This window comes from Maribellus sp. YY47 (assembly GCF_023111095.1).
GTDB lineage: Bacteria > Bacteroidota > Bacteroidia > Bacteroidales > Prolixibacteraceae > Draconibacterium.
The window spans coordinates 73,206-99,184 of sequence record NZ_JALGYW010000001.1 but is presented as its reverse complement, the minus strand read 5'-3'; the positions used below and the strand labels follow the sequence as shown (position 1 = coordinate 99,184).

General features: G+C 43.2%; 25 protein-coding genes and 1 tRNA gene. 3 read left to right on the top strand and 23 right to left on the bottom strand.

What is annotated here, in order from left to right; genetic code table 11:
• Window positions 1-58: 58 nt before the first annotated feature.
• The 7 genes from MR764_RS00480 to MR764_RS00450 form a co-directional block, all read right to left on the bottom strand.
• A complete protein-coding gene (locus MR764_RS00480) occupies window positions 59-694 on the bottom strand; it encodes a rhodanese-like domain-containing protein (protein WP_247977417.1) in 636 nt (211 codons plus the stop codon).
• Between the two features lie 24 nt (window positions 695-718).
• Window positions 719-1,330 (bottom strand): rhodanese-like domain-containing protein, encoded by a 612-nt coding sequence (locus MR764_RS00475; protein WP_247977416.1) that lies wholly within the window; start codon window positions 1,328-1,330, stop codon window positions 719-721.
• A 4-nt stretch (window positions 1,331-1,334) separates the two neighbouring features.
• Window positions 1,335-1,937, bottom strand: coding sequence for a YeeE/YedE thiosulfate transporter family protein (locus MR764_RS00470; RefSeq protein WP_247977415.1), 603 nt, complete (start codon window positions 1,935-1,937; stop codon window positions 1,335-1,337).
• A gap of 125 nt (window positions 1,938-2,062) precedes the next feature.
• Entirely contained in the window at window positions 2,063-2,599 is a 537-nt protein-coding gene (locus MR764_RS00465; RefSeq protein WP_247977414.1) for a YeeE/YedE thiosulfate transporter family protein, read from the bottom strand.
• A gap of 19 nt (window positions 2,600-2,618) precedes the next feature.
• A complete protein-coding gene (gene nrfD, locus MR764_RS00460) occupies window positions 2,619-3,560 on the bottom strand; it encodes an NrfD/PsrC family molybdoenzyme membrane anchor subunit (protein ID WP_247977413.1) in 942 nt (313 codons plus the stop codon).
• A 166-nt stretch (window positions 3,561-3,726) separates the two neighbouring features.
• Complete coding sequence (locus MR764_RS00455) at window positions 3,727-4,248, bottom strand: 4Fe-4S dicluster domain-containing protein (RefSeq protein ID WP_247977412.1); 522 nt, start codon at window positions 4,246-4,248, stop codon at window positions 3,727-3,729.
• 8 nt (window positions 4,249-4,256) lie between these two features.
• On the bottom strand, window positions 4,257-6,512 hold the full coding sequence (locus tag MR764_RS00450; protein WP_247977411.1) for a molybdopterin-dependent oxidoreductase: 2,256 nt from the start codon (window positions 6,510-6,512) through the stop codon (window positions 4,257-4,259).
• Between the two features lie 580 nt (window positions 6,513-7,092).
• Between MR764_RS00450 and MR764_RS00445 the strand changes: the two genes are divergently transcribed.
• Both MR764_RS00445 and MR764_RS00440 read left to right on the top strand, forming a co-directional pair.
• Complete coding sequence (locus MR764_RS00445) at window positions 7,093-7,479, top strand: Rieske (2Fe-2S) protein (protein ID WP_247977410.1); 387 nt, start codon at window positions 7,093-7,095, stop codon at window positions 7,477-7,479.
• Between the two features lies 1 nt (window position 7,480).
• Window positions 7,481-10,180, top strand: coding sequence for a hypothetical protein (locus MR764_RS00440; protein ID WP_247977409.1), 2,700 nt, complete (start codon window positions 7,481-7,483; stop codon window positions 10,178-10,180).
• 124 nt (window positions 10,181-10,304) lie between these two features.
• Here MR764_RS00440 and MR764_RS00435 read toward each other — a convergent pair whose 3' ends face one another.
• The 9 genes from MR764_RS00435 to MR764_RS00395 form a co-directional block, all read right to left on the bottom strand.
• The gene (locus MR764_RS00435; protein ID WP_247977408.1) at window positions 10,305-10,739 is read right to left on the bottom strand and encodes a lipocalin family protein; all 435 of its coding nucleotides are present in this window, start codon (window positions 10,737-10,739) and stop codon (window positions 10,305-10,307) included.
• Between the two features lie 55 nt (window positions 10,740-10,794).
• The gene (locus MR764_RS00430; RefSeq protein ID WP_247977407.1) at window positions 10,795-11,241 is read right to left on the bottom strand and encodes a hypothetical protein; all 447 of its coding nucleotides are present in this window, start codon (window positions 11,239-11,241) and stop codon (window positions 10,795-10,797) included.
• A gap of 69 nt (window positions 11,242-11,310) precedes the next feature.
• Complete coding sequence (locus MR764_RS00425; RefSeq protein ID WP_247977406.1) at window positions 11,311-11,877, bottom strand: molybdenum cofactor guanylyltransferase; 567 nt, start codon at window positions 11,875-11,877, stop codon at window positions 11,311-11,313.
• Window positions 11,878-11,923: 46 nt separating this feature from the next.
• On the bottom strand, window positions 11,924-13,156 hold the full coding sequence (gene clpX / locus MR764_RS00420; RefSeq protein ID WP_247977405.1) for an ATP-dependent Clp protease ATP-binding subunit ClpX: 1,233 nt from the start codon (window positions 13,154-13,156) through the stop codon (window positions 11,924-11,926).
• A complete protein-coding gene (gene clpP / locus MR764_RS00415; protein WP_282189084.1) occupies window positions 13,156-13,833 on the bottom strand; it encodes an ATP-dependent Clp endopeptidase proteolytic subunit ClpP in 678 nt (225 codons plus the stop codon). The genes clpX and clpP overlap by 1 nt, the downstream gene beginning before the upstream one ends.
• 229 nt (window positions 13,834-14,062) lie before the next feature.
• Window positions 14,063-15,415 (bottom strand): trigger factor, encoded by a 1,353-nt coding sequence (gene tig, locus MR764_RS00410; protein WP_247977404.1) that lies wholly within the window; start codon window positions 15,413-15,415, stop codon window positions 14,063-14,065.
• Between the two features lie 84 nt (window positions 15,416-15,499).
• A tRNA-Leu gene (locus tag MR764_RS00405) sits at window positions 15,500-15,580 on the bottom strand.
• Between the two features lie 128 nt (window positions 15,581-15,708).
• Window positions 15,709-16,650 (bottom strand): LysR substrate-binding domain-containing protein, encoded by a 942-nt coding sequence (locus MR764_RS00400; protein ID WP_247977403.1) that lies wholly within the window; start codon window positions 16,648-16,650, stop codon window positions 15,709-15,711.
• Between the two features lie 94 nt (window positions 16,651-16,744).
• Window positions 16,745-17,260 (bottom strand): TrmH family RNA methyltransferase, encoded by a 516-nt coding sequence (locus MR764_RS00395; protein WP_247977402.1) that lies wholly within the window; start codon window positions 17,258-17,260, stop codon window positions 16,745-16,747.
• Window positions 17,261-17,335: 75 nt separating this feature from the next.
• Between MR764_RS00395 and MR764_RS00390 the strand changes: the two genes are divergently transcribed.
• Window positions 17,336-18,130 carry a hypothetical protein gene (locus MR764_RS00390; RefSeq protein WP_247977401.1) on the top strand — a complete coding sequence of 265 codons (795 nt, stop codon included), beginning with the start codon at window positions 17,336-17,338 and terminating at the stop codon, window positions 18,128-18,130.
• A 92-nt stretch (window positions 18,131-18,222) separates the two neighbouring features.
• Here MR764_RS00390 and ahpF read toward each other — a convergent pair whose 3' ends face one another.
• The 7 genes from ahpF to MR764_RS00355 form a co-directional block, all read right to left on the bottom strand.
• A complete protein-coding gene (gene ahpF / locus MR764_RS00385) occupies window positions 18,223-19,809 on the bottom strand; it encodes an alkyl hydroperoxide reductase subunit F (protein WP_247977400.1) in 1,587 nt (528 codons plus the stop codon).
• 66 nt (window positions 19,810-19,875) lie between these two features.
• Window positions 19,876-20,439 carry an alkyl hydroperoxide reductase subunit C gene (gene ahpC / locus MR764_RS00380; protein ID WP_247977399.1) on the bottom strand — a complete coding sequence of 188 codons (564 nt, stop codon included), beginning with the start codon at window positions 20,437-20,439 and terminating at the stop codon, window positions 19,876-19,878.
• Window positions 20,440-20,778: 339 nt separating this feature from the next.
• The gene (locus tag MR764_RS00375; protein ID WP_247977398.1) at window positions 20,779-22,401 is read right to left on the bottom strand and encodes a lytic transglycosylase domain-containing protein; all 1,623 of its coding nucleotides are present in this window, start codon (window positions 22,399-22,401) and stop codon (window positions 20,779-20,781) included.
• Window position 22,402: 1 nt separating this feature from the next.
• The gene (locus tag MR764_RS00370; protein ID WP_247977397.1) at window positions 22,403-23,104 is read right to left on the bottom strand and encodes a DUF5683 domain-containing protein; all 702 of its coding nucleotides are present in this window, start codon (window positions 23,102-23,104) and stop codon (window positions 22,403-22,405) included.
• On the bottom strand, window positions 23,088-23,957 hold the full coding sequence (locus MR764_RS00365) for a ParB/RepB/Spo0J family partition protein (RefSeq protein WP_247977396.1): 870 nt from the start codon (window positions 23,955-23,957) through the stop codon (window positions 23,088-23,090). Before MR764_RS00365 ends, MR764_RS00370 begins: the two co-directional genes overlap by 17 nt.
• Before the next feature lie 9 nt (window positions 23,958-23,966).
• Entirely contained in the window at window positions 23,967-24,770 is an 804-nt protein-coding gene (locus tag MR764_RS00360) for an AAA family ATPase (RefSeq protein ID WP_247977395.1), read from the bottom strand.
• Between the two features lie 121 nt (window positions 24,771-24,891).
• A complete protein-coding gene (locus tag MR764_RS00355) occupies window positions 24,892-25,842 on the bottom strand; it encodes a bifunctional ADP-heptose synthase (RefSeq protein WP_247977394.1) in 951 nt (316 codons plus the stop codon).
• Window positions 25,843-25,979: the final 137 nt, after the last annotated feature.

Sequence of the window (25,979 nt, the reverse complement as noted above, 5' to 3'; positions counted from 1 at the left end):
AAAAATCCCGGTAAAAAACTCACCGGGACTTTCAGAAATATATACTTGTATGGTTTTTTTAACAACCTCCGGCAGCAACGTTTGATTTTTGCCGGCGCTCAACCTGTACCGGTTGCTTAGCTACATGCTTAACTCCGGTCCCGTCTTCGGGAGCCGCCATTTCTGCATAATTAAAACGTGCGATGCCTTTTTTATACGAATCATCGTTTTTGGTAGCGGCGAGGTCGTCTTTGTGTTCGAAATAATACCGGTAACCCCCTAGCAGCAACTTTACATTGCTAAATCCCACCTGACGAAACAACATCCATGGTCCGTTTGCATGCAATTCGTCTTCGCCATAAAGAACCACGGTTGTTCCGTTGTCGCGTAATGCTTTTAAACGCTCAATATTTTCTTCGCGGGTCAGATTATTGGCCGACATATTTTCTGCTCCGGGAATGTGTCCCTGCCCGAAAACAAAATTGTCGCGAATATCGAACAGCACGATGTTTCCAGCTTTATTCCCGATTACATCTTCCAGCTGCCAGGGATAAAAATAAGCGTCCGAATCTTCAAGTGCAGCCACGCTTTCACTCATACTTTTCTCGTAAGTAAGCAGCGGTTTGTGCATGGTTAAGAAACCAACGATCAGAAGAACCACAAAAGCAGAAAGAGCAATTAGCGTTCTCCACGGATTTAATTCATGTATATGCATGGTATTGATTTTTACAAATTTCAATTAACAGCCACCGGCTGCCACACTCGACTTCTCTCTTCTTTGCACCTGAACTTCCACTTTCGCATCATCAGATGATTCGGCGCTTGCGCCTGTGAAATACATCTGTGCCCCTTTTCTGAACGAGTAGGTTTCCTGGTCGGCATAAGAAGCATCGCCTGAAGGTTGCTGTGGTTCGATAATGGTCTGCATCCAGCAGTTCAAACCGCCCTTCATAACGTAAGTTCCTTTATAACCTAAGCGTTTGGTCAGCACCCACATTTGGTCGGCCTTAATATCGTCGTCGGAAACAAAAACCACTTTCGTTCCCTTAATTCCGAGATAAGAAAGATTTTCAGGATTCAACAAGCTATCCAGCGGAATATTAACAGAGCGTGGTAAAGAATAATTTTGAAAATCTTCTTCGTTCCTTACATCAATCAGCATCAGCGAAGGATCGCCTTTGATAATCATTTTTGCTACCTGGTCGGTAGTTACGTACCTTGTTGGCTGAATAATTTCCTGAAGCAAAATTTCGGGATCAACCTGATCGAGCTCATCATCCATTTTCAGAAACAAGGTTCCAAAGGCCAGAATGAGCATTATTAGGGTCAGAATAATATAATTTCTGTTCATCGTTCTAGAATTTATATTGTTTCATATTCTTACGAACGCGTTTCTCGATAAACATGGTTCCCCAGAAAGCTGCAAGGGCGACTACCGTAAATGCCAATGCAAAGTAGGAAGCCGGAATTCCGGTAACATCGGTAAGCGTTACATTTCCAAGCGAGCCACTGTTATAAAAGTTCTCGAACAGCGGAAAAGCCAGCGAAAAGCCAAAAATTCCGACGTACAAACCGATCGTAAAAAACAAGGCATCGAGCTTGCCGATGGCTACGCCGGTAAAACTTGTTCCCGGGCAATAGCCCCCCAGAATAAAGCCAAATCCCATGATAACTCCACCAACGATCATCGGTCCTAAATAAGTAGGAAGAATAAATATTTTTGAAAGGTCGAGCCAACCCAGGTAATCAAAATACATGATGCCAACCATGGCAACGATAAGTGCGGTAAAAAATACGCGAAGCACAACAAAGTTGTAGCCATAAAACACTCCGGCCAGGTTTCTTGATGAAGAAAAGCCTGCTGCTTCAAGAATAAATCCAAAAGCAATACCGATTAAGATAGCGATTACAAAATCCCATCCGTCGCCTATTATACCGTTAGGAATTAATGGTCCCATATTTTATCTTTTTTGAATGTTATATGTATAAAATGATAAGTCATATTTTCTCAGTCTTAGTTTTCAGTCTCAGTTCTCAGTAGATTCGCCACTGGAAACTGTTCACTGCGACTGCCAACTTTCTTCTAAATCCACAATTTTCTAAAGAAGTAAGCGATGATGTACCCGGTTCCAAAAATGGAGAACATCACGATCACACCTCCCAGTGCAAAAGTTGAAGTTCCGCTTAACGCCGCTCCACTTGTACATCCACGGCCAAACTGACTCCCTATTCCAAAAAGTGCACCTCCTATTAAAGCCCAGAATAAACGTTTCCGGTTGGTAATTTGAGGTCCGCGATCGGTTCTGAACTTTTTAACACGGCCAAAAAGCATCCCCGACAATAACCCGCCAAGTAAAACTCCAAGCGATTCAAAAACCAGCCAGGTGTACATCGGAGAATGGTCGTCGCTAACAAATTTGCCCATATAGTTATTGGACTTTGTTGCCGCCGGGGCAATCGTATTTGACGTGGTTACCACCGCACTTTTGATAGCGCCACTGGCTCCAAGCCCTCTTCCTGTAATATAAACGGTTGCAAGGATCAACAGCCCTAACAATACTCCTCCCAGGTATGGATTGATATATTTTGGCTGATTATCGATGGTATTATTTACATTCATGTTTATGATATTTTTTGATTTAGTACAAATAGCGTGTGATCTGTCCGGCTTCCACCATAATAAAACGGAACATTAATCCGCCAATCAAAATCATTACCGGCGGTAACCATTTCGGTACGTGAAATCCCCAAATTTCGAGTGTTTCCAAAACAGCAGGGAAAATCAACCCAAGAATCACCACAAACACCCAGAAACTAACGGTAAACGGTCCGCCCAAAAACAGGTTGGCAGCTTCAATCGCAGTTTCCGAACCGGCTTTGAAGCCCATAAACAGGTGAGTAATCAGGAATAATTCGATGATAATAAATATCAGGTCGATACGACTCAATTTCTTGCGTTCTTTTTCGTCTTTGCTTATCCAGATAATGGTTGCCAAGCCGGTTGAAAATCCGGATACCAGAAACAGCGGCCCTAAAATGGAAGTATTCCACAACGGACGGGCATTAAAGGCCGATAACAAAATCCCGGTATAAACACCAAGGATAATGGCGTAGATCATCATAGCCCAGGCAAAATACTGCCGGTTTTTGATCACCCATGCTTCAAACTGTTCCAGCAAACTGAATTTCCAGTTCCAACCGGGAACCAGTTCCTTCATATAACTGGCTACCCAAATAAAAGCCAGGGGCGAAATTATCATCAGGGTCCAGGCTCCCCAGCTCATCGGAGACTCCAACCTAACGGTGGTGTACAACTGCCAGAAAAACAGTTTGTGTTTCAGATCGAGAAACAAAGCGAACAAGCCCAGCACCAGTGCGATAGGTGCAATAATGGGCGCCCACTTTACGGTTGCCTGCATTTGTTTTTCTTTTCCGCGAACCACATAAAATCCGGCAAAGAAAAGAATACCTGCTGCCAAACCTCCTAAAAACAAATAGAGAGGAATTTGCCAATGCCAGATATTGAGGTATGGATCAATATTCGGAATATTACGTCCACTTACAAATAATTCTTCCTTCATAAGTTATTTTTTTAGGACTTAAAGTCGTTTCTACAAATTATCGACTCTCCCTCTTCTCCCTCTCTACTGGTAGAGAGGGACGATTGGAACGCAGTTTCAATCAGGGTGAGTACGTTCAACTGAACTGATATATTAATTTCGTTATGATTCACTTATTACATCCACATTAGGTAAGAAAATACAATTGAGGTTTTGTACCTGCTTCAGGAGCCAGCACTTTCCATTTGCGGTCTTTGATGGCCAGTGAAACATCACTATTCGGATCGTCGAGATCGCCAAAATGCAGACAGCGGGTTGGGCAAACATCCACACAGGCCGGATTTTGTCCTTTTTGAACACGATGCAAACAGAACGTACATTTATCTACATAACCATCGGGATGCGAGTAACGGGCATCGTACGGGCACGATTGAATACATGCGCCGCAACCAATACATTTATGGTGTGTTACCGTTACAATTCCACCTTCCTCGATGTGACTGGCACCCGTTGGGCAACAACGCACACAGGGAGAATTATCGCAATGATTACATCTCTCCGAACGAAATTCCAAACTGATGCTTGGATACGTTCCGTCAACGCTTTCCACAATCCAGTCGCGACAATAGCCGTGAGGCACATTATTTTCTGTTTGACAGGCTACTACACAGTCGCCACACCCGACACATTTTTTTGTGTCAATTGCCATTGCATATCTCATGCTTTAACCTCCTTTCCTTCCAGTGCAGGATCTTCTGTTAAGAATGTTATAAAGTTTCCTCTCATACCGGTTCCTCCCATTATCGGGTCAACTGCCACGTTGGTGATCATTTCAGTATCGGCTGCACCGCGCCCGAATGCTCTCGAGAGTTTTTTGTTATTGTGTCCAAATCCGTGAACCATGTACACCGAATCCCAGCGTATTCTTTCTGTTACCCTCACTTTTACCGGGAACGATGTTATGGCGCCATCCTGGTTTTTCAGCCACACTTTCTGGTCTTTTTTCAAGCCCCACAAATCAGCTACTTTCGGATTTACCCAAACGCTGTTTTCGCTCATCAAATCCGAAAGGTTCGGATTGTTTGAAGTACGGCTGAAGGTGTGCATCGGAGCACGGCCATATATCAGTCGGTAAAAATTCTGCGGTGGTTCCGGATGCCTGGTATATTTTGGCATCGGATCGAATCCGTGGTCGGCAAAATCAGTAGAGTACAATTCTACTTTACCGGTATTGGTATTGAAAGTAAAATCTTCTCCGTCACCAAGGTAAAGCGGACCGCTCTTTCTCGGGAACTTCTTCACTCCAATCTTCTTCATCTCTTCAAGCGAAGTCCCCAGCTTTTTCAGCTGCCAGTCGATCACTTCAGCATAATCATCGTAGTTAAAGTAATCGTGCAACCCAAGGCGTTCACCAATTTGTTTGGCAATCCACCAACCCGGTTTGGAATCGTATTTTGGCTCGATGGCCGGCATACGCAATGCAATGTTGGGTTCGCGGTTTGGTGCCAAACGAATAACATCGTACCGCTCCAGATAAGTAGCTTCAGGGAATACTACGTCAGCATAACCAGTAATGTCCATTGGCATGGTGTCCATTACCGCGATAAATTCCACAGAAGCTGCTGCTTCTTTAAACAAGGGCTTATCCGGCATCGATAGTGGCAGGTTCGTTCCAGCCACCAGCCAGGCTTTTACCTGGTGTTCGTAATTATATCTTGGGATTGATGCTTTCAGCAATTCGGTGGTGATACCCATTGTTGCCAACGGATATTTCCCGTAATTCAGGTTCTTCCAGGTCCATTTCGGTTCAGGATATTCCGGCTGCGGGAAGTGTGGAACCGAGATTCCTTCCGGCAAATACAAACTTCCACGTTTTCCCCAGGCACCCAATAAAGCCGATAGGATAGCCATCGCTCTTTCACGCTGAGTATCGTCGCCATACCAAACCACATGGCGTCCAGGGTGAACCACTACTGCTGGTGCAGCACCGGCCATTTCGCGGGCAGTTCTGCGGATTTGTTCCGGCTCGATCGTCGTAATTCCGTATGCCCATTCCGGAGTCATGTTTTTAACATGCTCTTTCAGGTAATCGAAACCAAACGTATATTTTTCAACAAACTCTTTATTATAAAGTCCTTCATAAATCAACACATGAATCCATGCCATCAGCAAAGCAATATCAGTTGCCGGCTTAATCGGAAGCCAGTAGCTCGAATGTGCTGCAGCAGTTGAAAAACGAGGGTCGACCGTGATGATCGTTGCGCCGTTATCAATTGCTTCCGACATCTCCTGAACCTGCGAATTGTGCATGTTCTCGCCCAGGTGCGACCCGATCAGCACCAGGCAGCGTGTATCGCGAATATCGGTCGACTCAGGCGAACCAATGTAGGCGCCAAAAGTAGAATAATAGGCAGAAGAACGTGGCCCGCGACAATTGGCAAAAGCCGGTTCGGCATTGGTTTCAGAACCGTAGGCACGCAAAAGATGATGAAAATGTCCACCCGGCGTACCATGATTAAACAGCCCAAAAGCTTCCGGTCCGTATTTTTCTTTTACCTCTTTCATTTTGCCGGCCACCAAATCCAGCGCTTCTTCCCAGCTTGCTTCCCGAAAATACTGGCTGCCGTCTTTTTTAGTTTCGCGGATCAGTGGAGTTTTCAAACGGTCTTCGTCATAAACCATTCCTATACCACCTGTACCACGCGGACACAAACGACCGTTGCAATGTGGATCTTCTTTATTTCCGATCACTTTCCGAATACGGCCACTTTTGTCAACATACGCCCAACCGGCGCATTTCCAGAAACAAACTTCGCAGTAGGTAGGATAAGGAGTCAGGTCTTCATCGCTCACCGGCCCGTCAGGTTCCGATTTGAACAGGCCAAATCCATTCGAACCAAAAGCTTTTAAGCTAAGGGCCGCTGCACCGGTTCCAACTGCTGAAATTTTGATAAAATCCCGTCTTGTCTTCATTTGTGAAATATTTTTAAGATGATCAGGCAAATAAGTTTGCCATTCTTCTATTTCATCAATATTGCAATATGTATATCTAAATATTTACATTTATAGATATGGTCGCAAATATATAAAGGTTTTGGTAGAAGAAAGCTGTCAAATGTTAATTTGAAAACATTAAAAATAAGCAATTTAGATTAATTAAATCCAACAATACCATAAAACACACATGCTCTTTTAATGCAAATCCTACTAACTGTCTATCAAATACTTAAATCCGATTAAAAACTAAATCAAAAATCAAAATAAAATACTATAATGTATTTTATTTCAGAACAAATGCTACATTAATACTATAATATGAATGAAAACAATATTCACCATAAGTTTAAAAGAACATTGTATATAAATCACATTTAACAAGGGATATTCAACGCTAAAACACTGTCATAAGACGTACAAAAAGAGTCACCCGGTTTCAAATTGTTTCAAATTATCTCATATTTGCCAAACCAATGTATAAATGTGTCTGCAAAAACGAAATTCAATGATGTTAAAAAAATGACACATTATTGGGATGCAAACAAAACCTTATCAGATGAACGACAGAAGAACATTCCTGAAAATAGCCATTGCCGGAATCGTTGCGTTTTTTGTCTTTGTTTGGAATAAGCTAACGCTCAACCACATTGAAGCAACACAGCAAAATACAAGTGTTGTCCCTTTAAATAAGAATAAGGAAGTTACGTTCGCTGATCGCTTTATCATTGTAAACCAAAACAATTCCACCACCGTTTTTTCGGCGCATTGTACGCACCTCGGATGCAAAATTGACAAATATGAAGGCGATCGCCTGGTTTGTCCCTGTCATGGTTCGGAATACAATCTGCAGGGAGAAGTAATGAAAGGCCCCGCATATAAAAACCTGAATGTCATTCCTTCTCAGATATCTGACGATGGCAAAAACATTATAATCGGAGCGTAAAATGGGCCAAAAGAAAAACAAAACAACGTTTGGCACTTTGGCGCTGGCCATGTTCTGGCTGGTAGTGTTTTCCGGCGTTGCGCTGGCCATTCCCTTCGATGTAAAAGATCCGTACCTGAGCATCAGTAACATTATGGTAGTAAATCCGTGGGCTTCGCTTACGCGAAACTACCACTACTGGAGCTCTCAATTCTTTCTGATTTTTAGCCTCATTCACTTTTACGAACATTACCACTACAAGGAAAAGATCGGGCTTAAAAAAGGTATTTCTTTCCGGCTGAGCCTCGCGGTGCTAATCATTTTTCTGGCCATGATCACCGGCTTTCTGTTAAAGGGAGATGCCGACAGTCAGCAAGCCCGGCAGATTTTACAAACGCTTTCTGAACGTCTGCCTTTAATTGGGAAATCACTGGCGTTTTCGCTCTTGGGTGATCCGGAAAGCTATCAGTTGATTTACGTTCATCACATTGCCACGTTCACTGTGTTTATTGCGATAGCAATGGTGGAACACGGCCGCAAATTCTGGCCCCCGGCTTTGGATTTTGTTGCATCAGCAGCAGGACTTTTTATCTTAAGTTACCTTTTAAGCGCTCCGCTTCACGACAACTTAAATCCTGCCGTAAAAGGACCGTGGTATTTTGTGGGTTTTCAGGAAATACTGCACTGGCTCAGGCATCCGGAATGGTCGCTTCTGATCTTCCTTGCTGTTCTCGTGTTGGTTTACCTCGCCAATTCGGCAAAAGATAAAACCATGTTTTTGAGTAAACGTTCGTTGCTCATTTTCGTTGGTTTGTATTCCGTCCTCACCATCATTGGACTGTTTTTCAGAGGACAAAATTGGAAATGGACAACCCCGTGGAGCCAGGAATATAAATTTGAAGTACTTCATAATTTCAGAACGCCAAGCGTTAATTTTTCACCCGATTTTGAATTGAATGAAGCCATTGCATCTCCCGCTATCCAGGGGAGGAAAGAAAGTTGCCTAGCTTGCCATACCGGAACACATGGTTTTACGGATTCGCACCGGCCCGAAGCAATCGGCTGTATTTCGTGCCACGCCGGAAATCCGTTTGCCACCGGAAAGGAACAGTCGCATCGCAACATGATTCTTATTCCGGGCAATCTGTCAACTGCCAAACAATCGTGTGGAACCACACAGTGTCATCCGCAGATTACAGAACGGGTTCCAACCGGATTAATGGCCACCTTAAGCGGTATGATCAGTGTCAATCGTTTTGTTTTTAATGAACAGGATAATCCCGATGAACCTGCGCATGTGAGCCAGTTGGGAAATTCAGCTGCCGATGAACATTTACGTAATTTGTGTGTGCGTTGCCACCTTGGAAATCCCAAAACCGAACCGGGCCCGGTTAACGAGTTTAGCCGTGGCGGAGGATGTCTGGCCTGCCACTTAAACTACAGTCCGCAGGCTGAAAAAGAACTGGCTGAGAACAATGGCGAAATGATGCAGGCCCACCCCGAAGTAAGCCTAAAAATCACAAATAACCACTGTTTTGGTTGCCACAGCCGCTCGGGACGTATTGCGACTAATTACGAGGGCTGGCACGAAACTACGCTGACCAAAGAAGAAATGCCCGACTCGGCCAATTACCGGCTCATTGAAGGAGAACGTGTGTTTGTGAAAAAGCAGGAAGATGTGCATCACAAACTCGGTTTGGAATGTATCGATTGCCACCATTCATACGAATTAATGGGCGACGGGAATCATTATGCGCACCAGGAAAACCAACAGGATGTTCAGTGCTCGGATTGCCACATTGACGATGAACCCAGGACCATTGCAGCTGAAAACCTCGATAATGAATCGGCGATTATTGCAGCGCTTCGTTTTGGAAATATTGCCGGGAAGAAATTATTGCTGACCGAAAAACACAAGCGAGCCTTGATCAACACTTATGTTGAAAACGACTCGGTGTATTTCATCACCAAAAACAGTGGTGTCAAAATGACCATGCGGGCGCCGGCAGCCGTTTGCTCCCGAAACGAAGCACATTCCAGTTTGACTTGCTCCAGTTGCCACACGTCGTGGGCCCCCACCTGTATTGGTTGTCACAATGCCTACGATGTCAACGAGCGTGGATACAACATGATTGAAAACCACGAACAGAAAGGTACCTGGGTGGAATACATCGGGCAGTACGAGGCCAAACTGCCAACCTTGGGCGTTCGAAAATCAAAAGACAAAACAGAAGTCGTTCCGGTTATTCCGGGAATGATTATGACCATTGACCTGAAATCGTACACGGGCAACGAGAACGATCCAGAAATTTTCCATCGTTTGTATGCTCCTGCTTCGCCACACACCACTTCAGCTAAAGGAAGAAGCTGCGTAAGTTGCCACAACGACCCGGTGGCATTGGGCTACGGAGAAGGCGATCTCAACTATATCATTACCAATGGGAAAGGGAAATGGGAATTCAACTCGAAATATGCAGCCGATCCGCACGACGGGTTACCGGCCGATGCCTGGATAGATTTTATGAAAACCCGCACTGAGAAAGTAGCCACCCGCTCCGATCTTTTCCCCTTCGACGAGCAACAGCAGCAGCGCATCCTCACCGTGGGAGCCTGCCTTACCTGCCACGACGAAAATTCGGCCGTAATGCAAAAAAGTCTTAATCATTTCGATGAACTTCTCAAAAACAGAAGTAGTAAGTGCATCGTTCCGGAATGGAAGTAATATCAATTGAAGTGAGTTTTTACATGCAACGCATTCCATAAAAAACCTTGAAGAATCAAAAATCTTCAAGGTCGACCAGCTTATAATGGAAACCGTATTTCAGATAAAAACAAGGAAAGCCAGTTCAATCCACACGAACGTATTTTTCGATGTTGCAGTTGTCCTTATCATAATGACCATTCGCATCCAGCGGAAAAATTTGATAAAGCGTATCTCCTTTAAGTTCTACGTACTGCTGGATTGTCCTCCCCCGGAAGACTTGAGTATAATGATACTGGATGTTCTCAGTATATACATTTCCAGATAACTCATATGTTCCACCTCCATAATGCTGAGTTTGAAATCCGTTGCTACTTTTCCCCACAAACATAAAATACTTATCGGACCAGGTTTTTAGTACTTCCCCATTAACCTGATCCGTAATGGCCACGTTGCTTTTTCCGTTTCGGACTAGATTCTGGCTGATGAGTTTCCAGGTTCCGTTCAATTTTGTGTTATCGCTTTTAAAACTAAAAAGTGCAAAGATTAGGGCTAAAAGAACGAGTGTTTTGAGTTTCATAATAATTATTGATTTAGATTATCATTTCAGATGCTCTTGACAAAATAGCTTTTGATTAGTCCACACGAACGTATTTTTCTATGTTACAGTTATTTTTATCATAATTACCATCTTTGTCAAGTGGAGAAAACAGGTAAACCTGATAAAGTGTGTCTCCCTTTATTTCGAGATACTGTTGCACTTTTCTTCCCAGAAAGTTGGGAACATTGTGATAGAGGACTTCTTCTGTATAAACATGTCCAGACAAATCGTAAGTCCCTCCTCCATAATTATTGATAAGTTGCTGGCCGATGACACTTTTGCCAACAAACATAAAATACTTATCCGACCAGGTTTTGAGCTGTCCGCCATTCGCTTGATCCAGAATAGCGATTCTACTTTGCCCGTTTCGGACTAATTCCTGACTGATAAGTTTCCAGGTTCCATTCAGCTTTGTTTTATCGCTTTTAAAACTGAAGAGCGCGAAAATTACGGCGAATAAAATGAGTGTTTTGAGTTTCATAATAATTTTTGATTTAGTTGATATTCGAGAGTATTGAAAGTAGTTTTTATTTTTCTATAATAATGTGTTTTATAACATAATGTTACCTATATCTTCCGGATAATTCAGGTTTCGAAACAACTCAGGATATTTTTTAAACCACTCGCCCGATTCAACAAAATTGGTGTTGACTTCCTGTAAAAGAAAATGCAACTTGTAATTGCCCTCCCCTATTTTTACTTCGATTTGCGAAAGAACTGTCTTGCGGTAAAAGGCAATCAGAGGTTCTTTTTTCCCGTCGTGAAGGGGAACAACAGCATCAAAATTATTCGTTTCTCCTTTCAGAAACGCTATAAAATCTTTGGTAACAAAAGGAGCATCCACACTTAACACGAAGTTCCACTGATTGGAAGACGCTTTCAGGCAAGAATAAATACCTCCCATCGGGCCACAGTCTTTTACCTCATCTTCCACCAAACGGTACGAACCAACCCGATGTTCTTCCGCATCAGAGCTAATCAGAATTTCATCACAGAATTGACTGCACAAGTCAACAGCACGAGACAAAAGCGTTTTCCCATCTAATTCAAGCAATGCTTTGTCGGTTCCCATGCGGCTACTTTTTCCTCCGGTAAGAATTATGGCTGTGATTTGCATTTTATTTAAACAAAAAGCCCTGACATTTCTGCCAGGGCCAAGTATATTAACTTGCTTTTAATCGCTGTAAACTCGATTTATCCAGCTTATCCGCTGCATATTCCTTCGAGATCAGGAAGTGATCTATTTCTTCCGAAGGCATGTCGAACATGGCGTCGTTCATAATGTTTTCACAAATGGAACGAAGTCCGCGTGCCCCCAACTTAAACTCGATGGCCTTTTCTACAATGTAGTCCAGTACTTCGGGTTCAAATTCAAGCTTAATTCCATCGATCTCAAACAACTTTTTATATTGCTTAATGATCGAGTTTTTGGGCTCGGTAAGAATATTACGCAGCGTTTCTTTATCCAGCGGATCGAGGTAAGCCAATACAGGCAACCTCCCGATGATTTCCGGAATCATACCAAACGATTTCAGGTCCTGCGGCGAAACATACTGCAACAGGTTTTCACGTTCGATGCGATCGGTTTCCTTGGCTGCGCTATATCCAATAACCTTTGTATTTAATCGGTTGGCAATCTTCCGCTCGATTCCGTCGAAAGCGCCACCGCAAATAAAAAGTATGTTTTTGGTATCCACCGGAATCAGTTTCTGCTCCGGATGCTTTCTACCCCCTTGCGGAGGGACGTTTACAACCGAACCTTCCAGAAGTTTCAAAAGACCCTGCTGAACACCTTCGCCTGAAACATCACGGGTAATCGACGGATTATCCGATTTGCGGGCAATTTTGTCGATCTCATCCACAAACACAATTCCGCGTTCGGCCGCTTCCACGTTGTAATCAGAAGCCTGCAGCAAACGGGTTAGTAAACTTTCAATGTCTTCGCCCACGTAACCGGCTTCGGTTAAAACGGTGGCATCGACAATGGTAAACGGAACATGCAACATCCGGGCGATGGTTCTGGCAAGCAGGGTTTTCCCTGTACCGGTTTCACCCACCAAAATGATGTTTGATTTTTCAATCTCCGTATCGTCGTCACTAACGTGTTGTGTCAATCTCTTGTAGTGATTGTAGACCGAAACCGAAAGTATTTTCTTGGCACGATCCTGCCCGATCACATACTGATCCAGAAATTCCTTGATTTCTTTTGGCTTCATCAGCTGAATCCCATCCAGATCAAAGCTGTTGTTGCTTTTTAATTCCTCCTGAATAATGGAGTGAGCCTGATCGGCACACCGGTCACAAATATGCCCGTCGATCCCAGCAATGAGTAAGTTCACCTCATTCTTCTCCCGTCCGCAAAACGAGCACTTGTCCATGTTTTTGTTATTTGACATTATTTCCTGTTACGTACCAAAATCTCGTCGATCATACCATAATCAACAGCTTCCTGTGCTGTCATCCAGTAATCACGGTCCGAGTCTTTTTCAATCTGTTCAAAAGTTTGTCCCGAATGTTCTGCAATAATAGAGTACAGTTCATTCTTGATTTTTTTGATTTCGCGTGCAGTGATTTCAATATCAGAAGCCTGCCCCTGCGCACCACCCATTGGCTGATGAATCATGATCCGCGAATGTTTCAGCGCCGAACGTTTTCCTTTGGCACCGGCAGTCATTAAAACGGCTGCCATCGATGCGGCCATTCCGGTACAAATAGTAGCCACGTTGGCTGTGATATATTGCATGGTATCGTAAATACCTAAACCTGCGTAAACTGAACCACCGGGCGAATTAAAATAGATCTGAATATCCTTGCTCGGATCAGTTGATTCGAGGAACAACAACTGCGCCTGAATAATATTGGCCACTGTATCATCGATTGGTACACCCAAAAAGATAATACGATCCATCATCAAACGAGAGAATACGTCCATTGAAGCAACATTCAACTGACGCTCTTCAATAATGGTTGGAGAGATATAAGCTCCGTACATCGAGTTATACCTGTGCAAAGTCATACTGCTAATACCGGCATGACCCATCGCATATTTTTTAAATTCGTTGTGATTTTCCATTTTATAATTTCATTCGTCAATAATTGTTTATTTTAATGGAGACTCATGTAACTCGCATAGTCTAATGTCCCTGTTTACTAAAAGGCTTTTTTACTGTGCTCGTTCCACTTAATAAAAAAACTTTGCAAATCAGTTATTTTAAACGATTCACAAAGTTATAAAAAAGTTCTTTGCTCTTACCTTTTCGCAGGAGCTATATTTCCTTTATGTGAAACAGGCCGATCTAGCCCTATTGCATCATTTTTGTAAACTCTTCCTGAGAGATTTCTTCTTCTTCAACAGTAACCTTTTCTTTTACGATAGCAATTACTTTGTCTTCATGAAGTTTTTTGTAGATGCGTTCGTTTTCTTCCGGCTTCTCAAGCATCATTTTTGCAAACGACTCCAACTGCTCTTCCGGAACATCGTAAATACCGTATTGCTGATATTGAGCCAATGCAACGCTTTTGGCAAAATCTTCTGCCTCTTCCGGTGTAATTTTTACGTCACCTTCTTTAGCAATTGTATCTTTAATCAGTTGCCATTGCAGGTCTTTCATAAAACCGTCAAAATCCTGGTCAATCTGCTCTTCTGTCAACTCTTTGTTTACTTCTTTCAACCAGCGTTTCAGGAATGCTTCAGGTAATTCAAGATTGGCTTGCTCTACCAAAGCGTCGCGGGTGTCGACAGCAAATTTATAATCAGAAGAACTTACCAAACTTCTTGCGATCTCTTCTTTGATTCTTGCCCTGAAGTCATCAATGGTTTTTACTTCAGTATCCTCACCATAAAGTTTTTTAAACAGCTCTTCGTTCAATTCTGCTTTCTGGAACTGAAGCACTTCGGTTACCGTAAATTTAAATTCGCTGTTCAGTTCGTCAGCCTCTCCATGCTTAATGTTCAGCATGTGACCCACTTCGTGACGGTTTTCGAACGCTTTTACCGGATCGAAAATGATGATATCTTCTTTCTTACAACCAACAAATGATTTTTTGATGTCTGCGTCTTTGATTCTGTCAACCGCCAGGATTACACCTTTTGGAGCAATACCACCTTCTACATCGTTTCCTTCTGCATCGATCTGAACAAAGTCGCCACGTACAGAGCTGGTTTCAGTTGCTTCTTCAACCGGAACATTTTCACCGAGCTGATTGGCAGCCATTTCTTCCTGTTGCTGAATCATTTCATCAGAAACAGCTATTTTGTAGTATTTGAGTTTGTTGTCTTTGTCCAACGAAACTTTTACTTCAGGAGCCAAGGCAACATCGAATGAGAAAGTAAAATTCTCATCGGTTTCCCAGTTGATCGGAGCCTGTTTTTCTTCGTTGGGAAGTGGTTCTCCCAGGATAGGAAGTTTTTCTTCCACCATGTATTTTGACAAATTCTGAGAAAGCAATTTGTTTACTTCTTCGACCAAAACAGCTGTTCCGAATCTTTTCTGGATAAGTCCTTTTGGTGCTTTTCCAGGTCGGAATCCCGGGATAGAAGCTTTTTGACGATAGTCTTTCAAAACATCCGCCACTTGTTTTTCGTAGTCGGCTTTTTCAATGGCAATGTTGATCACAGCATTTACATTGTCGATGTTTTCCCTGGTAATGTTCATTTTTACTTTCTTAAATTAATTGCTTTCTACCTAAAATTAAAACCGCCAACTCTTACCTAAACAGGAAGGTCGGCGGTAAAATTGTGCGGATGAAGGGACTCGAACCCCCACACCGTAGGTACTAGATCCTAAGTCTAGCGCGTCTACCAATTCCGCCACATCCGCATTTAGCGGCGCAAAGGTAAATAAAAATTTTATTTTCCAATACCTTTTCCGCTTTTTAATAAAAATCTTATCGCAATACTTTTTTGCTGAAATGAAACCGGCTTTCGGTATTCACAGCAAATAGCCCTTTATTTCCATTCCACAATTGTTCCGCGCGACGCATCCTGCAACTCTTTTGGCACTACTTCGCGCATTTCGTTCCACAGCAGATTGATCAGCTTATGCTTGGCAAAATGACGGGAATACACCAAACTTACTTCCCGCAGCGGTTTAATATTGGTGAAATTCACCACATTGTAGGCCCGCTTTTGCGACATGGTTGCTTTGGCCAGCTCCGGAATCAGCGTCAGCCCGCCCTCCCTGTCAACAATGTTCATCAGTGTTTCGAGCGATCCGGCCTCAAAATGGAAAGGCAGCTGACTGTCGGTAGTTCCCAGGTACGAACAAAGATTCACCACCTGGTCGCGGAAACAATGCCCATCGCTCAACAACCAGATTTCCGGGGTAGCAATGTCTTGTACCGTCACTTCCTTTTGCGTGTGTAATTTATGACTGGCATTTGCATAAATCAGCATTTCCTCATAAAACACAGGCTTTTCAATAATCTTTTCTTCTTTCAGCGGCGTAACCAGAATACCAACATCAATTAAATCTTTATTGATAAGTTGCACAATATTCTCGGTAGTTGCTTCTACTACTTTAATGAAAATATTGGGGTATTTCTTTTTGTAAGCGCCGATAAAAACGGGCAAAAGATAAGGAGCCAGCGTTGGAATAATTCCAATTCGCAACATTCCCGAAACCTGGTTCTTATGATCTTTTACAATGTTATTGATTTCATCGGCCTGTTTTAGTACCACACGGGCCTGCTCAATGATCCGCGCACCCACATCGGTAGGGATCAGTGGCTGTTTGCTGCGATCGAAGATGATGATTTCCATATCTTCTTCGAGCTTCTTAATTTGCATGGACAATGTTGGCTGCGTGATAAAACAGGCTTCGGCAGCTTTGCCAAAATGCCGGTAGGTATCCACCGCAACGATATATTCCAACTGAGTTAAAGTGATCATGGCGCGTTGATTTTTGCTAAAATTAGAAAAAATCTATAAAATCAAGGAATACATCGCGCCAAAATGGATATTGTAAAATAAATGCTAAATCCACTTACTTATAGTACTGTTGCCGAAGCCATTCAAACGCCGCTACCGAAAGTGCATTCGAAATGTTCATCGATTTGCACCCGCCATGCATGGGAATATATACTTTACAAGCGCTTTTCTCGATGATGTGTGCCGGAACTCCGTGCGATTCGCTTCCCGCCAGAAGAATGGTTTTCCCGGGCATCTTTTGCGTGAAAATATTGTGCGCTCCGTCGCAGGTTTCCAAAACCGTTAACGGAACAGTATCCAGATATTTACTCTGAAATTCATCTTCTGATATAATTTGCCAGGGCATCTGATCGTAAGAAAAACCGGCAGTCCGCCTAATTTTCGACTCACGCTGTTGCTCGTTTCCCTGAATAAACAACACCTGCTCTGCGCCCACGTTGTGTGCCAGCCGAATCACTTTTCCCATGTTATCCGGATTTTTCAGCTGCCATGCAGCAACAATCAATTTTTTGTCGGCATGTTGGCTGTCAACCGGGTTATTGGAAAAAAATTCTACTGCGTTGGTATTCATCTTTTCGGTAGCTTAAAAATGTTTTATCATTCGTCGAACTGCGGCTAAAATACTACATTTGCCAAAAAGGTAAGTATGAGACACGTATTTCAATATATCATCGTAGCATTGTTATTTTTTGTTGCGGCTTGTGGCCCGTCGGAGGAAGATTTGGCGCGCAAAAAAATGGAACAGGCAAAAAATCTGTTGGTTCAGCAAGACACGTCAAAGGCCTTGTCAATCATGGACAGTATTCCCGGTTTATATCCCAAAGCCATGTATTCTGTTAATGCGGCCAAAAATCTGTCGAACGAAGTTCGTTTTGAAGTACTGCAACGAAAAGAATCAGAGCTCGACACGGCGAAAGTGCGCATTACCGAACTGGAAAAGAATTTTGTAAAAGAGAAAACGGAGTTTGACCGTTACACCCAATACATTCACAAACGCCAGACTTTCCAGCGTGCCTGGGACCGTTCATACATCCAGGTACATTTGGATGAACGGGGTGATTTATATCTGAGCAGCAACTACCATGGCGAAAACTGGCTCGACCATACAGGCCTCAGGGTCTACGATAGCGGAGAGGATGCAAAAACCGATACCATCCCGATTGGCAGCCCCGATAACCACCGCAGCGATTTTATGGAGGCCAAGTGGGAAAAAGTTTCGTACCGAAACGGAAAAGACAATGGCGTAATTGAATTTATCGCCCAGCATGTGGATCGTAACCTGAAAGCGGTTTTCCTTGGGAAAGAATATTATTACATCATTTTGGAAACCTACGATAAGGAAGCGGTTCGTGATGCACTAGCACTATCGAAAGCGATCAAAGCAAAAACTCAGCTGGAAAAAGAGATTTCATCGCTACAGAAAAAGCTGAACATCCAGTAGGATTACCAAATTAAGCGACAAATGCAGGCATAAAAAAAGGTGCTTGAATCAAATCAAACACCTTTCCCCTTCGTAGTTTGCAAAGCGAATTACTAATTCATCTCTGCCTCCTCCAGAACAGCTCCCAAAAGCTGCCCTTTCATATTATCTTCAAAAGCCGAAAGCGCTGCTTTCGAACCTTCGCCCATTGCAATTACGATCTGCTTAAACGGAACTTCCGTTACATCGCCGGCGCCGTAAATTCCCGGCTGCGTTGTACGACAGTGGGCATCGATCACGATTTCACCCATCCTGTTCCGATCCACTACATCGGCAAAAACGGCACTGTTGGCTATCAGGCCAATCTGGACAAAAACGCCGTCAACCGTTAATGTTTCTGTTTCTTCTGTTTTTCTGTTTTTAAAACGAAGCCCGGTTACCTTTGCTCCATCACCCACTACTTCAGTAGTTTGTACCGAAGTAATCACTTTTACATTAGGCAAGCCAGCCAGTTTATCCTGAAGCACTTTGTCGCCTTTCAGTTCGTCCATAAATTCGAGAACAGTAACTTCAGTTGCGATCCCTGAAAGATCGATGGCAGCTTCCAATCCTGAATTACCGCCGCCGATAACAGCCACTTTCTTCCCCTTGTAAAACGGGCCGTCGCAATGCGTACAAAAAGCCACTCCCGAACCAATGTACTGACTTTCGCCGGGTACATTCAGCTTTCTCCAGCTGGCTCCAGTTGCAATGATCAATGCAGGAGCACTGAGTGTTTCGCCCAATGACGTTTTAACTACTTTAACACCGTTAACCACTTTGGCTTCCTTGATCAGACGGTTCTCCAACACATCGATGGGATAATCTCCAAGATGTTGCCTTAAGTTTGCAGCCAGCTGTGCACCGGTAGTTTTTGGAACCGAAATCATATTTTCGATGGCTACAGTTTCGGTCACCTGCCCGCCAACTTTTTCGGCGACAATGGCTACCGAGAAACCTTTTCGGGCTGAATAAATAGCTGCAGAAACACCTGCAGGACCGCCGCCGGCAACAATCACGTCATAACTTTTTTCAACGTTTGATTCCGGGACTGGTTCCGTTCCGCTCAGTTCTTCAATCTTCCCCAGTAATTCCCCCAGCGAAGAACGTCCTACATGCAACACTTTACCTTCGGACATCACCGTTGGTACGGCCTGAATACCCAGCTTTTCCACTTCTTCTTTATTGATCCCTCCGTCGATAATCTCGTGCGAAATATTCAGATTGAAAATCGAAAGGATGTTGAGCGCCTGTACTACTTCGGGGCAATTGGTACAGGTAAGTGAAATATAGCTTTTTACTGCGACCGGATTCTTCAAGGCTTTGATACGGCTAATCATGGTTGAATCTGGCAGGTTCTTACCGATGCCGTCCATGTTTAAAACAGCCAACAGCAGTGTGGTAAACTCGTGTCCGTTCGGTACCGCCCGAAATACTATCGAATTTACTTTCTCTCCGTTTTGAAGGATGGAAAACGAGAGCCCCTCGCCTTCTGAAATCTGAACATTGATGTTTTCGGAACAGGAAGCCACCTCATTCAGCAGGTTTTCCATTTCGGTGCGTGCAGAATGAGACGGAGCTGCTTCAATCTTAAAAGTGTACTTATTTTTCAGACCGGAAAAAATCCCTTTTACCTGGTCTTTTAATGTTTGTTCTAACATGGCTTTAGAAAAAACAGGGAGGAACACATCGAATGTCCTCCCCATGAATAAATCAAAATCTTGTTATTAAATCACTCCAACCAGGTCGATGCTTGGCTTTAGTGTTTCGCTTCCTTCGTTCCATTTTGCAGGGCAAACTTCAGCAGGATGCTCAGCAACAAACTGCAGCGCTTTCAGACGACGCAACAATTCATCAGCATTACGGCCGATGTTTCCGGCTACTACTTCGTAAGCTACAATTTCGCCTTGAGGATTTACAATGAAAGTTCCGCGTTCTGCCAAACCTGCTTCCTCAATCATTACATCAAAACCTCTTGACAAAACACCTGTTGGGTCGGCCAACATAGGGTATTTAATTTTTTTGATGGTATTTGAAGTATCGTGCCATGCTTTGTGTACAAAATGAGTATCGGTTGAAACCGAATAAATCTCGCAATTTCTGGCTTTGAATTCATCGTATAAATTGGCAAGGTCTTCCAATTCAGTCGGGCAAACAAAAGTGAAATCAGCTGGATAAAAGAAGAAAACGGACCATTTTCCCAAAACATCTTCTTTCTTTACTTCTTTGAAGTTTCCGTTTTCAAAAGCCTGTACTTTAAAATCTACGACTTGTTTTCCAATCTGTGACATAATAATTTTTTTAAGTGTTATTGTATTTTTCTTTAATTCCGCTGCAAACGTAGAAAGCCATTCGAAACCAATCAAACAGATAATTTCTATCCAAAATAGAAGATATCTATAGAGGCACTCTATAAGGCCTTGCGATTGCATCGTTAAAATCGATTTAACCATATGTGTAACCGATTAACTTTCAGCCTTGGGGAGAAAGACTTTTTAAATCAAGATGTTGGAGATAAAAATACAATCCTGCCATAGTACAGGACACTGGAAAATCTTTTCTATTTTGAATCGAAAAAATCTATTGAATCAAATTGAAGCGTAAATTGAAAAACCCAGGCAAAAACAGAATTACCCTTTGCGTTTAATCTTTAGTTTTTGCCCCACATACAATCCGCGGTCGTTGGAAAGTTTGTTTAAGGCCTTGATATCGTCGGCACTAATGCCGGCATATTGCTGAGCAATGTCCCAAAGGGTATCGCCACTTTTTACAGTGTGGTAAACATAAGTAGCATCAACCGGATCCGGCGTTTTCTTCTCTGCTACCGCAACGCTTTTTCCAACAGACTGCTGTTTTTCGGCAAACGACATTTTGTTGATTTTGTCGTAGTGTTCCTTTTGTCCCTGCGGAACATAAATGGCCAGCTTCTGTCCGGCCCTGATCATATCGCGCTGAATGTCGTTCCAGTAACGCAAATCAGATAAGCGCACTTTAAACCAGGATGCAATGTAACCTACATTGTCGCCTGATTTCACGGTATAGATCACTTTGTCTTTGCCTTTAATATCAACCGGGGTAAAATACCCTCCGCTGCTCGTGGTTGGATTTACCAGGGTATTATTAGGAAAATATTTTTCGCGTTCGTAGGCAAAAACAGCGGTGTCTTTATCGACGAATGCCATCAGTTCATTGTTGGGCAGCACAAGCGGGTATGGTTTATCTGCCTTAGCGGGAATTACATTCCGACGGTACATCGGGTTTAAAGCTTCCAGTTCCTCCTTACTGATTCCAACCGATGCAACCACCTGGTCGAAATGAAGATAATCGTTTACCATGACAGTATCTACTGAAAGCGAGAAGTTTGGATATTGCGGAACGAGGTTGTGCTCTTTGTAGTATTCGAACACATACGTTGCTGCGATAAACGCCGGAACATACCCCCGGGTCTCCCGGGGCAGGCGGTAATAAATCTGCCAGTAATCTGTTTTTCCTCCCGATCGGCGAATGGCACGGTTTACATTTCCCGGACCACAGTTATAAGCAGCAATTGCCAAATGCCAGTCGCCATAAATATCGTACAAACGTTTCAGATAGCGTGCCGCAGCATCGGTAGCTTTTACAGGATCGCGTCTTTCGTCCACAAAAGTTGTTACCTCCAGCTGCATGTTCCTGGCTGTTCCGTACATAAACTGCCATAAACCAATCGCTCCGACATGCGATTTGGCAGTAGGATTCAGCGCCGACTCGATAATCGCCATATATTTCAACTCCAGCGGCATATCGTATTTATCAAACGTTTCTTCAAACATCGGGAAATAGTAGGCCGATAAGCCCAGCATAACTTCAACGAGGCTTCGTTTTCTTTCGGTGTACATCTGAATGTATTTTTTCACCACATCGTTGTAGGAAAGATCGATGACCGTTTCCGAGTTTTGCAGGCGTTGAATGTATATTGAATCAGGGATATTGGTTGGATACTGATACAAATGAGTTACTTCAGTGCTGTCGAGTTGAAACCGCATTTTGAATTCAGCCGAATTGAGCAGGCTGTCCATCTGATCTGAAAAAATAGCGTTAAGATCGTCTTCCAGCTTTATTTCTGTGTCGAATATCGAATCTGCGTCCATCGAATCAACCAGAGTGGTATCCAATGCCGTTTCGAAATCAGTGATCGGCGAGTCAGCATCCTGAGCAAAAGCGCTTGCCGAAAAAACAAGAGAAATAAAGGTGATATGTAAGATGAATCGTAACATACTAAAAATTAAATGAAACATTTAGACTGTAAACCGGCTGATTGTTGAAGTAATTCATCGAAGGCTGCCAGTTCATGGTCAGGTCTTCGCTAATGTCGAAATCGAAAAAGTGAGCATCAACGCTCGCGTCGATTATATTCAATCCATAAAATCCGATAATACTGATAAACAGGAGGTCGCGGTTTCTGCGGTAATAATCCTGCTGCCGGGTAAGGTTGGTTTTAAAATTCGCTCTATGCGTTGCGTTGTTCTCCAGATCGTAATACTGCGCTCCGTCCAAATCCAGGTAAGAGTTGGTGCCTGGATCATCGTCTGTGAAATCAGAATAAGCCTGCTTCATGATCTGGTAATTGTCATTATTCCAGTGAATAAAGTAGCCAATGGTTCCCAATCCGGCATACACCAGCGGAATTTTCCAGTATTTCTTATTGTAAGCCTGCCCTAAGCCGGGAAGAATCGCAGAATAAATAGTTGCTTTGGTTGGCGAATGTTTCACCTCCATCTTCTCTTCATCTACTTTGACGGTACGAGTAGTATCCATTTCAATATTTTGAGCATAAGCACCAAAACACAGAAAAATCAGCGTTAAAACAACTACTATTTTTGAAGTCAGACTACCTGCGTTCACACGATATATTTTGCGCAAAAATAGGAAATACGTCAGGTTATGGAAGAACCGTTTCGCTTTATTTTTGATTTTCAATTATTTTAACAATTCTTTCCAGGTCTTGTTGCGATTTAAAAGGAATGGTAATCTTGCCTTTTCCCTTCTCATCCATCGAGAATCCAATGCGTGAATTGAAGATACCGGAGAGCTGACGTTTAACCGATTCAAAAGCACTTGGGAATTTTTCTTTCACCACTTTTGCACCGTCTTTTTCCTCCGTATTTCCCAAATCGCGAACAATTTCCTCGACTTTGCGGACCGAAAAACCATGTTTAACAATTTGCTCAAAAATCATGATCTGTGTTTCGGCATCTTCAATGTTGATGATCGCACGGGCGTGCCCCATCGAAATTTCCTTGTCGATCAACCCTTTTTGAATGATGGCCGGAAGTTTCAGCAAACGCATATAATTGGCGATGGTCGAACGCTTTTTACCCACGCGTGAGCTCAATTCTTCCTGGGTATAGCCCAACTCTTCCATCAAGCGCTGGTAGCTAAGACCAATTTCGATGGCGTCGAGGTCTTCGCGCTGAATGTTTTCAACAAGGGCCATTTCCAACATCCCATCGTCTTTGGCTTTTCGCACATAAGCCGGAATGCTTGTAAGACCTGCCAGCTGCGACGCCCTGAAACGGCGTTCTCCTGCAATAATCTGGTATTTTTCTTCGGCAACTTTGCGAAGCGTAATGGGTTGCACCAGCCCAATCTCTTTGATCGAAGTGGCGAGCTCCTGAAGTGCATCCTTATCGAATTTGGTACGCGGTTGAAAAGGATTTGCTTCAATTTTGCTTAATTCAATTTCACTGATACCGGCGCCTTTCTGGATTTTTTCTGCGTCGTCGATCAGTGCTCCAAGTCCTCTTCCCAATGCGTTCCTCTTAACCATCATAACTGTATTCTAATTTATAACAACATTTTTTTCTTTCGACATCTGGGTCATCTCGTTTCGCTGCAGGATTTCACGAGCCAGGTTCATGTGGTTGATAGCCCCGCGTGAACTGGCATCGTACAATACCACCGGTTTCCCGTAACTCGGCGCCTCGCTCAGTTTAATGTTTCGCTGAATAACGGTATCGAAAACCATTTCCTGGAAATGATGCTTCACTTCTTCGTACACCTGGTTCGATAGGTTCAAACGTCCGTCGTACATCGTCAGCAAAAAGCCTTCAATCGACAATTCGGGGTTCAAACGGCTCTGAATAATTTTAATGGTATTCAGAAGTTTCCCCAATCCTTCCAAAGCGAAATACTCGCATTGAACCGGTATAATAACAGAATCGGAAGCGGTTAGCGCGTTCACGGTAATTAATCCCAAAGACGGAGAACAGTCGATAAAAATAAAATCGTATACCTGCTTTAATTGCTCAATGGCATTTTTCAGCACCTTTTCTCGATTGGGCAGATTCAGCATTTCAATTTCCGCTCCTACCAAATCGATGTGCGACGGAATAATATCCAGGTTCTCGATCTGGGTTTTGATTACTACTTTGGAAGCTTCAATTTCATCTACGATACATTCGTAAATACTTGACTGAACGCTGTTAACATCCAAACCCAAACCCGAAGTGGCATTCGCCTGCGGATCGGCATCAATCACCAAAACCTTCTGTTCCAATACTGCCAAACTTGCTGCCAGATTGATTGTTGTGGTAGTTTTTCCAACTCCTCCTTTCTGGTTTGCCAATGAAATTATTTTTCCCATTTATGCGTCTTTTTCTTTTTTTTGAGTGACTTCAAAGGTAACAATTTACCCCTAACCTGCTCAGATTTTTTATCAACGTGTTATCACGAGGCTATTAACGGCCGGAGACCAAAATCGTGAATTAAATTTTTTTTGATTTCATTTCGTTCCTTAGCTGCTCAGCATCCACGGGTACAACTCCCAGTTTCTCACACACCAGACCGCCTGCAAGGTTCGACATCAGTGCCATAATTTTTGGAGAAAGACCTGCTGCCATTGCCAGACTTGCCACACTCATAACAGTATCTCCGGCGCCCGAAACATCTGCAATGTCGCGAATTACCACCGGGTAATATTGTTCATTCACCCCGTTACTGATAAAAACTCCTAATTCTGAAAGTGTAATAAAAATTAGTTTCAGCTGCTGTTCTTTTTTGAATTTGTCGGCACTAGCTTTTAAGGCTTCCAAATCGTCTTTGGCGATCTGCACACCGGCTCCTTCCACAAACTCTTTGAAGTTGGGTTTAAAAAGCGTCACATTCCGGTAATTGCGGAAGTTTCGTCTTTTGGGATCAACTGCTGTCGGGATATTACGGGCAAGCGCCTCCTTGTTGATGGCATCAAACAAAGCAGAGGTAACAATTCCTTTATCGTAATCCACAAAAACAATCACATCCACCGGATTTTCATCCAACTCCTTCAAAATGGCTCCTATGAGCATCTCTTCCATTTCAACAGAAATGTAATTCGTCGACTCCTCGTCGATTCTTACAATCTGTTTTCCTCCACTGATGATTCGATTCTTCACCGTTGTATTCCGCGAGCGATCTACAAAAATCCCTTTCCCGGTGAGTTCACGCTGTTCCAGCAAGCTCAAGAATTCTTTTCCGTTATCATCGTCCCCAACCACCGAGAACAACACCGGAGTTGCCCCCAAGGCCTGCAGGTTTCGCGATACGTTGGCAGCTCCCCCCAAACGGTTTTCTCTTCTGGCAACCGACACAATCGGCACAGGAGCTTCCGGCGACAGACGTTCCACCTTTCCCCAAAGATAGGTGTCAAGCATGGCATCGCCGATAACGATTACCCGCATCTGGGAAAACTGTTCAAAGATTTGATCTACTTCTTTACTATTCACAAAAAGGTCTTAAGCGCTACAAATCTATAAAAAAACGATGTGCGAAAAATGTCATTCATTATAAAATGTCACCTGCGAATAAACAAAAGGCT